The organism is Stieleria maiorica (assembly GCF_008035925.1).
In the GTDB taxonomy this organism is placed as follows: Bacteria; Planctomycetota; Planctomycetia; order Pirellulales; family Pirellulaceae; genus Stieleria; species Stieleria maiorica.
Genome location: NZ_CP036264.1, coordinates 9,642,386 through 9,654,545, shown reverse-complemented (window position 1 = coordinate 9,654,545; position 12,160 = coordinate 9,642,386). Strand labels below are relative to the sequence as shown.

The window sequence follows — 12,160 nt, the reverse complement described above, 5'->3', positions numbered from 1 at the left end:
ATCCGATGAGCAAGAAATACGCGTGGGCGGCGATCGTGATCGTCGTGGTCGCGATCACGGCGTGGGGCTTGACCCGGCCGCGATCTCGCACGACCGGAGGGCAGAACGCGACGCCCGATCCGATGACCCGCGAGATGCCCGGCCCGACTCCCGATGCTGCTTCGGTGTCGCCGAGCGAACAAACCACCTTGGTCGCAGCCAAGCCCGTGATCGACCGCACCAGCGGATACGTCGGGTCAGACTCCTGCAAGCCCTGTCACGAAGACTACCATCAATCATGGCACACCTCGTATCATCGTACGATGACCCAGCCGATCACGCCGGCAACGGCTCCGGCGGCGATCAACGGCAGCCAGGTGCAAGTGGAAGGGCAGGTCTACCGCTTCAGCCGTCGCGGTGACGAATTCTTCGTCGAGCTAAACGACCCGATCGCCGATGGGGATCGTTTGACGCGCCGGTTGGTCTTGATGACCGGATCGCACCACATGCACATCTTTTGGTACGAGTCCGGGTTGGAGCAAACGCCGGCGCAATTGCCGATTCTGTTCCTGATCGACCAGCAGCGCTGGATCCCTCGGCGGAGCGCGTTCCTTCGGCCGCCCAACATGGATAAGGAGCACGAGTTGGGACGCTGGAACGAAACCTGTTGCCAATGTCATTCGACCCATCCCCGCACACGGCCCCAGCCGAATGAATCTGCCTGGGACACACGGGTCAGCGAGTTTGGAATCAGTTGTGAAGCGTGTCACGGGCCGGGCGAAGGACACATCATCGTTCACAGCTCCGGTCCGGCCAAGCCGCAGAGGCTGGAGGGATCCGGGCCGGCTGTCGACGAAATTGTCAATCCCAAGAACCTGCCGGCGAGCACGCGTTCGGACCTGTGCGGCCAATGTCACGGCATCATGATGGTCGACATCGACAACGCCGCCGATCAAGAACAGTTTTTTACACAGGGCCGTCAGTTTCGTCCCGGTGATAATCTGGAAGAGGCGTTTTTCTTGCAGGTCGTCCGTGGCAGCGAAGAAAATTGGGACAGCCCAACCTTTCAAAGGTTCAACGCCATGCCGGGAAAGTTTCACGGTCACTTCTGGCCTGACGGTGAAGTGCGGGTTTCGGGACGCGACTACACCGGCATGATCGAGTCCAAGTGTTTCCAGCAAGGCGAACTGGCCTGTTTGTCGTGTCACACCATGCACCAGCAGGATTTGTCGTTGCAGTCTGAATGGAAAGACGACCAATTGAAGCCCGACATGCGGGGCGACGCTGCCTGCTTGCAATGTCATCCAAAGTACGCGGAACTGGGGTCGCAACACACGCATCACCCGATCGACTCGGCGGGAAGTCGCTGCATGAATTGTCACATGCCACACACCGTTTACGGGATTCTTAAAACGATTCGATCGCACACGATTTCCAGTCCGTCGGTGGCCACGACGATCGACACCGGCCGGCCTAACGCTTGCAACCTCTGTCACCTGGATCACACGCTGGAGCAAACCGCCACGTCTCTTGCCGACTGGTACGGGCACGACAAACCCGACTTGGCACCCATCGAGCAGGTCACGGCCGCTTCGCTGCTGTACTTTTTGGGCGGCGATGCGGCACAGCGCGTGTTGCAGGTCAATGCGATGGAGTGGCAACCGGCGCGCGAAGCATCCGGGACCGATTGGATGTCGTTCTATCTGCTGCTGGGCATGGAGGATCCCTACGACGCGATCCGGCTGATTTCCGAACGCGCGTACAAATCACTTCCGGGGGCGGCGCCGCTGCAGTACGACTTCCTCGCCTCGCCGCAGCAACGCGCCGCATCGCTCCGTCGCGAGTACCAAACGCTGCTGCAGAGCCGTTTACCTTCGCGTCAGGCGTTGTTGATCGGCCCGGATGGCCTTCTGGACCGGTCCCGTTTCGGGTTTCTGACACAGCAACGCAACGGCCGACCGGTCTATCTGCAGGAGTAGCCACACACAGACCATCGTATTCAATCGCTGCTGTTGGTGATTGAGGTGGCGAACTCAAGTGCGGAATGGTTTGCAGTGGACAGCTGATTGAAGATCGCGGACAGCAGCAAAGCGGCCCTTAAATTGGGGGGTGATGGCTTAAGGCCGAGCGCGGGGGGCGGTCGATGGTGAATGTCTTGAGCTGCACGAGCGCCGACGGAACCCTGCCGGTCAACACGTTCGGTCAAAGTTGCTTCTGGCATTTCGTACAGATACATTGGCTGCTCCCATTGATCAGCAGAAATGCCTGCACGCGAGTGCGGTGAGTCGATTGAAAACTGATGACGCTCCCATTTCATGTTGAAACCGATTCTCTCGATTGTCACCGGAAGCAAGATGTTCAACTCAGGTTTGGTGCGAAGGTTCGCGAGTGTTGTAGATTCAATCAGGGACCGGCGTAGATCACGGATACGTCGACGGGTCACGAGTCAATCGAGCAAGCAACGTCGGCGTCGCTCGCTTAGCGAGACGTTGGAACGACGCGATCTACTGGCTGGAGAGCTTGATCCGAGTTTTGGGTCGGCAGGGATCGTGTCGACAGAGTTTGCTTCAGGTGAGGGACGGTTCGAGGAGTTGGTCGATTCGACGATCGACAGCAGCGGGCGAACGGTTGCCGTGTCAAGCGGCGGGGCACTAGTTCGTTATGACGTTGATGGATCAATAGACACTACGTTTGGTGATCAGGGTGTTGCGCGACTTCCGATCTTTGGTCGAGCGGTGGAGTTGCAGTCTGACGGCAAGGTCGTTGTCAGTGGCGATCGGTTAGATGGTGCGATCCTTCGCGTGGCGGTGACGAGGTTCCTGAGCGACGGGACGTTGGATTCAACGTTTGGTGATTCGGGTGTGGCGGCGGCGCAGTTTGATTCCAACAGTGTTGCGGCATCGGAAATGGCAATCCAAAGCAACGATCGTATCGTCGTTGTTGGTTCACTACGTGACACGTCCAATACCATTCGAGACATTGCCGTCGCTCGCTTTCTGCCTGACGGCGATCTTGACACATCGTTCAGCGGTGACGGAAAAGTCACAACAGACGTCGCCGGCATCGACTTTGGACAAGACGTCGCGTTCGACCCATCGGGCAAAATCGTGGTTGCCGGATACTCGGGACCATTTGACGCTGAAGACTTCACAGTCGTGCGGTACAACACGGACGGATCGCTTGACACAAGTTTCAGTGGTGACGGAAAACAAACGATCGACATCGCATCGTTTGGAGATCGTTCCGGGGGCGTTGCGGTTCAGGGCGATGGGAAAATTGTGGTCGGCGGAGAAGCTCGCACGAGTAGTTTTGGTGATGCACTTGAATTTGCAGTGGTCCGATTAAACACGGACGGTTCGCTCGACAGCAGTTTCGACAGCGACGGAATCGTGACGACTGATTTTTTGTTCGACAACGATTCGGCGGGCGATGTCACCATCGATGACGCCGGACGCATTATTGCCGTCGGCACGGCCAGAACGGCTGGGTCGTTTAGTCAAACTCAGGTCGCGGTCGCACGGTACTTAAACAACGGGACTCTCGATGCGACTTTTGATGGCGATGGTAAGGCGACTTTCGATTTCGAAGGCAATGATGAAAATGCGAACCGAGTCACGCTTCAGGGCGATGGCAAGATCGTGGTTGCCGGAAGCGCCGTACCCGACTTCGCTAGTTTCAATGCGCATGATCTGGCGTTGTTGCGAGTGAATCCGAGTGGCTCGCTGGATTCGACCTTTGATACCGATGGCTGGGTCACGACCTCGCTCGACTTTTCTCAGGACGAGGGTCAAGCCGTGGCCGTGGGCGACGATGGAAAAATTGTGGTGGCCGGTCGCAGTCAGGGTGAGACATGGGATTTTGCGGTCTCGCGGCATCTGCCTGACGGGTCATTGGACCCCAGCTTTGGCGGTGATGGAACGGTCACAACTGCAGTGAGTTCCAACGGGATTGATGAAGCCCAAAGTGTGGTCATCTCCGCTGACGGACGCATCACGGTAGGAGGCAGGAGTGGATCGTTCTCGGACTGGGACTTCTCCCTGGTCCGGTACAACGTGGACGGGACGCTGGACACGAGTTTCAACGGATCCGGAAAGCGGATCATCGAGTTCGGGACCAGTGACGACAGCGGCTTTGATCTAGCGCTACAAGCCGACGGCAAGGCGATTTTGGTTGGCGGTGTGCGTCCCGGTGGCGGCTACGATTTTGGGCTCACGCGAATCAACGCTGATGGATCGCCTGACTTTTCATTTGACGGCGACAGTTTGCTGACAACTGATTTTGCAGGCGGTGATGATATCGCCTATGCGGTACAAGTTCTGGATGACGGGAAGATCTTGACGGCGGGATACGCCACCGTCAGCGGCAACGTTGATTTTGCTCTCGTTCGTTACAACGCGGACGGTTCGCTGGACACCACCTTCGGAAGCGCTGGTCAAGTGGCGGTGGATTTTGGCCTTTCGTCAGATTTCGGCCAAGAGCTGACGTTGCAACCCGATGGCAAGATTCTCGTGGCCGGCGGAATCGCTGACGCGTCGGGTTTTGATTTCGGACTCGCGAGGTTTCATGCCGACGGGTCGCTCGACACCAGCTTTGGTTCCGGTGGATGGGTGCGAACCGATTTCGACGGATTCAACGACGTGGCACAAGGGGTGGCCGTCCAGAGCGATGGTAAGATTGTCGTCGCAGGCTATGTGAACAACGGTGTCAACTTCGATTTCGGCCTCGCCCGCTACAACGCGGACGGAACCCTGGATGGTTCCTTCGGAGACGGGGGGCTTCAGCGAACGGCGGTCGGCGCCAGCGATGACTTTCTCGGAGATCTAGTGCTTCAGTCGAACGGCGATATCCTTGTCGCGGGACGTGCGTTCACGCCCGGAGGTGACGCCATTGTTGCGCGCTATCAGGCCGGTGTTGAAACGGCAAATGTTACGGTTGATGGAGACAGCAATCTCCTGATCACCGGAAACGAACAAGACGATCGTCGTCGCATCGAATCCGTTGGCACCGACATCGTGATCACCGATCAGGATCGCGTCCTGGTCACCAACATCCCGGGCGCTAGCGGCAGCGGGACGAATACCGTTACCGTGCCGAAGGCGTCGTTCACCGCGGGGATTGTCATCGATGCGGGTGGCGGCGCCGACACGCTCGTTGTGGATCTGAATGCTGGGAATTTCGATCGAGAAATACGATTCAACGGGGACGCCGGGAACGACGATCTGGTGCTTCAAGGCGGTAGTTTTTCTGACGCGACCTATAACTTTGCCAGTGCCAGTGATGGCTCAATTTCGATCGCGGGTAATGAAACGATCACGTACACGGGACTCGAGCTGATTGTCTCCACCGTTTCCGCGGCGAATGTCACCCTGACCTATTTGGGCGGATCGGAAACGATCGAACTGAGTGATTCGGGCAGCGGCGACAATCTGGTGACATCCAGTGCCGGCGAATCACTTCAGTTTGTCAGTCCCGGCACACGTCTGACAATCGATTCGGGTGATGGAGATGACGTAATCCGTGTCCTAGGGACAGAGGCCGGGTTTCGTGCCGGATTGTCGATCGTTGGGGGGACGGGCGTCGACACGGTGAGTGTGATGTCGCCGGTCACGACTTCCGGCGATTCGGTTTCGATTGATGCCGATGGCATTTCCCTGTCCGCCGCAATCGCGACTTCGGGCGGTGACGTGTCACTGCAGTCCAGCGGGGATATCTCGATCGCCGACCGCATCGCCACCGGCGGTGGACGATTTGAGGCACACGCTGACGGCGACGCCGACGGTGTGGGCGAGTTCAGGCTTGTTCAAGGTTCCCAAGCGGTCTTCGGAGGCGGCCAATCGCTTCTGCCACCCCCGACACTCGGTTTTAACGACCAGTTCGGACTTTCAGTCGCGATGGACGGAAACACCGCGGTCGTCGGTGCCCCGTTTGACGATGACGGTGGAGGTGATTCGGGTGCGGTTTATGTCTACACGCGTACGTCGACTGGTTGGACTTTTCAACAAAAGCTGATCGCGAGTGATTCATCCAACGGCGATCAACTTGGACGAGAGGTCGCAATTGACGGCGACACGATCGTTGTGAGCGCATTTAAAAATGATGCCGCGGGAATCGATGCCGGTGCCTTGTATGTGTTTACGCGACAGTCGGGAATCTGGACCGAGCAACAAAAACTGACGATTTCAAACGCCGTGGCTGGAGACCATTTCCCCGCCTCGGTCGCGGTCAGTGGCGACCGACTGATCGCCGGAGTGGGCAGCAAAGACGACAACGGGACGGATACCGGAATGGCGTACCTTTTCACCCGAACAAGCGGTGTCTGGAGTGAATCTCGTGTGTTTGTTGCACCGGCCCCCGACCCTTCAGACGGCTTCGGTAACGAGGTGGACATCGATGGGAACACGCTCGCCATTTCGGCTGCCGGTGATGATGATTTGGCGACCAATTCCGGTGCCGTTTACATTTATGTTCACGACGGAACGGATTGGGGCCTGCAGCAAAAGCTGACAGCGGCCGATCCGTCGGCGACGCCCAATTTCGGTCGTGCGATTTCGATCGATGGCGATCTTCTCGCGATCGGAGCTGCGACGGACGATACACCGTCGAGCAATTCCGGATCTGCCTATGTCTTCTCGCGATCTGGAACGACCTGGACGCAGGACCAAAAGCTCGTTCCGTCAGACTCAAGTCTGAATGCCGAATTCGGACGGTCTATCGCTTTGAGCGGCACAACCCTGGTCGTTGGGGCGCATTATGATCGCGAACTCGACTACCGGGCAGGTGCGGCGTACGTGTTCACTTCGTCACAAGGAAGTTGGAGCGAACAGGAAAAGCTGCTTGCCGAAGATGGCGGAAGCGAGGATCAGTTTGGACGTGATGTCGCGTTCAGCGGAGATGCACTCATGGTCGGTGCGTTTGGAAATGACGACCACGGCACGGATTCTGGTTCGGTCTATCTGTTCCAACAATCGACACCGGTCGAGGGCGGGCAGATCGCTTCGGAAACTGGCAATGTTGCCATCACGGCGGCTTCGGTCGCACTCGAGGGGGCGGTGTCGGGGACTGCGACGCTCTCGATCAGTCCTAGCACACCGGGCGCGAGCATCGGCCTGGGGGGAGCCGCGGGGGATTTCAATTTGGATGATTCCGAACTGGGGAATTTGATCGATGGGTTTAATTCGATTCAGATTGGTGGAGCGGATTCGGGAGTCATCAATCTGCAAACCGTGACGGTCACCGACCATTTGACCATTACCGGTTCGACGATCAATGATGCACCCATTGGAACGGATGTCGACGCGCCCTCGCTGACGCTACAAGCGTCGGTTCAGCCCGGCCAGTCACCCGGTGTGCTCACAGTCAATGGGAATGTTTCCGTCGAAAATGATCGTCCCGTTGTGCTGGAGTTTGGAGGTTCGAGCCCCGGGACGACGGGTGGCGACCACGATCAAATCGATGCATCCGGCCGCGTCGATCTCGGTAACAACATCGGGCTTTCCATGGCCGCAGTGAATGGATATGTCCCCAGTGGATTCCACGAATTTGTAATCATTCGCCGCAGCGGAGGCGCGGGAACATTTGCCGGTCTCCCGGAAGGCTCCACGATAAATGATTTCCTTGGGACCCCCGGCGTCGATGCGACGATCTCGTACCTCGGCGGAGATGGTGATGACATCGTTCTGACAATTGGCACGCCGACAATCGCACTTTCGGTGGAACCTGCCACGTTTGCCGAAACCGCAGGTGCGAATGCCGCTGTTTTGACCATTTCACGCAATACAGTCACGACCGATGCACTGACGGTCAATTTGTCCAGTGGTGATACCAGTGAAGTGACGATTCCGGCGACGGTCACAATTCCCGCCGGTCAGATTTCGCAAACCGTTTCGATCACCGCCATCGACGACCAAATCGTTGACGGGACTCAATCGTTGACGATTACCGCTGATGCCCCGGGATTTGCTTCCGCAAACATTGATGTTTCCGTTACGGATAACGAGCAAGCAGCAGTGCTCGTCTCACCGTTTGCAGGGCTGACCACGTCCGAAGGTGGAGGTGCGGCGGAGTTCTCCGTCGTCCTCAGTTCGGCGCCGTCAGCAGATGTTTCTTTTCGGTTGGTCAGCAGCAATTCAACTGAAGGCACCATTTCAACGGGGCTGATCACGTTCACGCCCGAAAACTGGAATATTGCTCAATTCGTTGAAATCGTTGGGCAAGATGATGCCATCGTCGACGGAGATGTTGGCTACACCATCATCACTGGCAGTACCGTGAGCGATGATCCAAACTACAGTGGCATCAACCCGACGGATGTTTTGGTCACCAATGTCGACAACGATGTTCTCGCTCTTTCACTTGAAGTTTCCCCGACGAGTTTTTCGGAGTCTGGAGGGACAGCAACGGGCACGATCACTCGAAACGACGCCGACTTGTCGTCGCCGCTCGTGGTCACTTTGGCATCGAATGATACCAGTGAAGCAATGGTGCCTTCGATGGTTAGCATCGAGGTCAATGCCGCCTCGGCAACGTTCGTCATTCAAAGTGTAGACGATCAGATCGTTGACGGAACGCAGACGGCAACCATCACAGCGATGGCAAGCGGCTACATCAACGGCGACGCCGGTGTCGACGTCCTTGATGATGATATTCCCGCCCTGGCTCTGATGATCGATCCGACCGGACTCTCAGAAGCCGGTGGTACATCGACGGGAACCGTCACCCGCAACGACGGTGATCTCTCGTCACCACTGGTGGTCACTTTGGCATCGAATGACACATCCGAGGCGACGGTGCCGGCGACGGTCACGATTGCAGCAAATGCCACTTCGGCGGCATTTGCAATCACCGGTGTGGACGATGCGATCGTCGATGGAACGCAAACCGCGACGATCACGGCGACGGCCGACGGCTATGCTAGCGCTGATGCTTCCGTCGACGTGACCGATGACGACGCTCTCAGTTTGACGCTGACGATCGACCCGGCGAGCATCTCCGAAGCGGACGGAATGGCAACCGGTACGGTCACCCGCAACGACGGCGACCTCTCGTCGGTGCTGGTGGTCACACTTGCATCGAATGACACGACTGAAGCGACGGTGCCAGCGACGGTCACGATTGATGCCAACGCAAATTCGGCCACATTCACCATCACCGGTGTGGATGACGCGATCGTCGATGGAACGCAAACCGCAACGGTCACCGCGACGGCTGATGGCTATGCTGCCGCTGATGCTTCCGTCGACGTGACCGATGACGACGCTCTCAGTTTGACGCTGACGATCGACCCGGCGAGCATTTCCGAAGCGGACGGAACGGCAACCGGCATGGTCACCCGCAACGACGGCGACCTCTCGTCGGTGCTGGTGGTCACACTTGCATCGAGTGACACGACTGAAGCGACCGTTCCTGCGACGGTCACGATTGATGCCAACGCAAATTCGGCCACCTTCACCATCACCGGTGTGGATGACGCGATCGTCGATGGAACGCAAACCGCGACGATCACGGCGACGGCCGACGGCTATGCTAGTGCTGATGCTTCCGTTGACGTGGCCGATGACGACGCTCTCAGTTTGACGCTGACGATCGACCCGGCGAGCATTTCCGAAGCGGACGGAACGGCAACCGGTACGGTCACCCGCAACGACGGTGATCTCGCGTCGCCACTGGTGGTCACTCTGGCATCGAACGACACATCCGAAGCGACGGTGCCGGCGACGGTCAGGATTGATGCCAACGCAAATTCGGCGACGTTCACCATTACCGGTGTGGACGATGCGATCGTCGATGGAACGCAAACCGCAACGGTCACCGCGACGGCTGATGGCTATGCTGCCGCTGATGCTTCCGTCGACGTGACCGATGACGACGCTCTCAGTTTGACGCTGACGATCGACCCGGCGAGCATTTCCGAAGCGGACGGAACGGCAACCGGTACGGTCACCCGCAACGACGGTGATCTCGCGTCGCCACTGGTGGTCACACTTGCATCGAATGACACGACTGAAGCGACCGTTCCTGCGACGGTCACGATTGATGCCAACGCAAATTCGGCCACCTTCACCATCACCGGTGTGGATGACGCGATCGTCGATGGAACGCAAACCGCGACGATCACGGCGACGGCCGACGGCTATGCTAGTGCTGATGCTTCCGTTGACGTGACCGACGACGACGTTCTCAGTTTGACGCTGACGATGGACCCGGCGAGCATTTCCGAAGCGGACGGAACGGCAACCGGTACGGTCACCCGCAACGACGGTGATCTCGCGTCGCCACTGGTGGTCACACTTGCATCGAATGACACGACTGAAGCGACCGTTCCTGCGACGGTCACGATTGATGCCAACGCAAATTCGGCCACCTTCACCATCACCGGTGTGGATGACGCGATCGTCGATGGAACGCAAACCGCGACGATCACGGCGACGGCCGACGGCTATGCTAGNGCTGATGCTTCCGTTGACGTGACCGACGACGACGTTCTCAGTTTGACGCTGACGATCGACCCGGCGAGCATTTCCGAAGCGGACGGAACGGCAACCGGTACGGTCACCCGCAACGACGGTGATCTCGCGTCGCCACTGGTGGTCACTCTGGCATCGAACGACACATCCGAAGCGACGGTGCCGGCGACGGTCAGGATTGATGCCAACGCAAATTCGGCGACGTTCACCATTACCGGTGTGGACGATGCGATCGTCGATGGAACGCAAACCGCAACGGTCACCGCGACGGCTGATGGCTATGCTGCCGCTGATGCTTCCGTCGACGTGACCGATGACGACGCTCTCAGTTTGACGCTGACGATCGACCCGGCGAGCATTTCCGAAGCGGACGGAACGGCAACCGGTACGGTCACCCGCAACGACGGCGACCTCTCGTCGGTGCTGGTGGTCACACTTGCATCGAATGACACGACTGAAGCGACGGTGCCGGCGACGGTCACGATTGATGCCAACGCAAATTCGGCCACCTTCACCATCACCGGTGTGGATGACGCGATCGTCGATGGAACGCAAACCGCGACGATCACCGCGACGGCTGATGGCTATGCTTCCGCTGACGCTTCCGTCGACGTGACCGACGATGACGGAGGAGGGAATTCTGCCCCGGAAATCCTTTCACTTGAGCTTTCAAACGATGCCAAAAGACAAGCCGGCTTCGGTGAGTTGACGCTTTCCGGTCTGTTTCAGGACCGTGATGCCGGCGACACGCACAGTGTTCTGGTCGACTGGGGGGATGGCCATTCGGCAACCTTGTCGGATGAATCGGTTGATCAGATCATTGACTCGTTTGAAGCGGTTCACGTCTATGATCGTAGCGGGGTCTTCGTGATCACCGTTTCAGTCGAAGACCAGTCGGGGGCAGCGGACACGAAGTCAATTACATCATACGTTGCCGGCGTTCGTGTTACCGAAGAAGGCGTTTTGGAAATCATTGGGACTGATGGTAAAGACCGCGTGAACCTGACGCAGAATAGCGGGCGACGTTCATCGGGAAGCTATCAATTGCGAGCAAAACTGAACTTGGGTAGCAGTCAACAACGGTACGACATGGAATTGGACGACCTGCAAGGCGTGTTCGTCGTGCTTCTGGCAGGAGACGATCGTGTTAAGATAGGTTCACGCGTCGGATTGGATGTGACGGTCTATGCAGGAGACGGTAAGGATGTGATTCATACCGGTGCAGGAAACGATTTTGTTTTCGGCGAAGCTGGAGATGATGTAGTGCATACCAGTAGTGGAAATGATGCTGTCGTTGGAGGTCCTGGAAACGACGTCCTCGATGGAGGGCTTGGTCACAATTTGTTGATCGGTGGACAAGGATCTGACAAGTTGCACAACCGCAATGATCGTCTTTCTGATTTGTTGATCGCTGGCTCGACAGTCTACGACAATGACGTTGCTTCCCTGCGGCAGATCCTCAATCAAATGTGGGTCGCACGGATCGAAGATGGTCATCCTCTGGAAGACATTGTCGAGGATTTGGCCTCATCGGTTCTCGCGCCGGGAAACACTGTTTTTAGCGATGAATCGATTGATCATGTAAACACCAGAAACAAATCTTCTGACGCGATCTTTGCGACTATCGCGGCAAACGACTCCGAATCAGATGATGTAGAGTTCGGCACTGACGATCTGGTTGTCGAGCTTGGACCGCTGGCGTAGCGTCGGGGTTCGGG

General features: G+C 57.6%; 3 protein-coding genes. 2 read left to right on the top strand and 1 reads right to left on the bottom strand.

Annotated elements, in window-relative coordinates; genetic code table 11:
* Window positions 1-5 precede the first annotated feature (5 nt).
* Window positions 6-1,958: a cytochrome c3 family protein gene (locus Mal15_RS32990; protein WP_147871621.1), complete on the top strand. Its 1,953-nt coding sequence runs from the start codon at window positions 6-8 to the stop codon at window positions 1,956-1,958.
* A gap of 20 nt (window positions 1,959-1,978) precedes the next feature.
* Here the strand turns inward: Mal15_RS32990 and Mal15_RS32985 are convergent, their stop codons facing one another.
* Window positions 1,979-2,341: a hypothetical protein gene (locus Mal15_RS32985; RefSeq protein WP_167547194.1), complete on the bottom strand. Its 363-nt coding sequence runs from the start codon at window positions 2,339-2,341 to the stop codon at window positions 1,979-1,981.
* Between Mal15_RS32985 and Mal15_RS32980 the strand changes: the two genes are divergently transcribed.
* Entirely contained in the window at window positions 2,295-12,146 is a 9,852-nt protein-coding gene (locus Mal15_RS32980; protein WP_147871619.1) for a Calx-beta domain-containing protein, read from the top strand. The two genes, Mal15_RS32985 and Mal15_RS32980, sit on opposite strands and share 47 nt — an antisense overlap.
* Window positions 12,147-12,160: the final 14 nt, after the last annotated feature.

Bases quoted from the DNA above. Each gene is read 5' to 3' on its own strand.
- Mal15_RS32990 (WP_147871621.1), top strand. From the start codon at position 6: ATGAGCAAGAAATACGCGTGGGCGGCGATCGTGATCGTCGTGGTCGCG.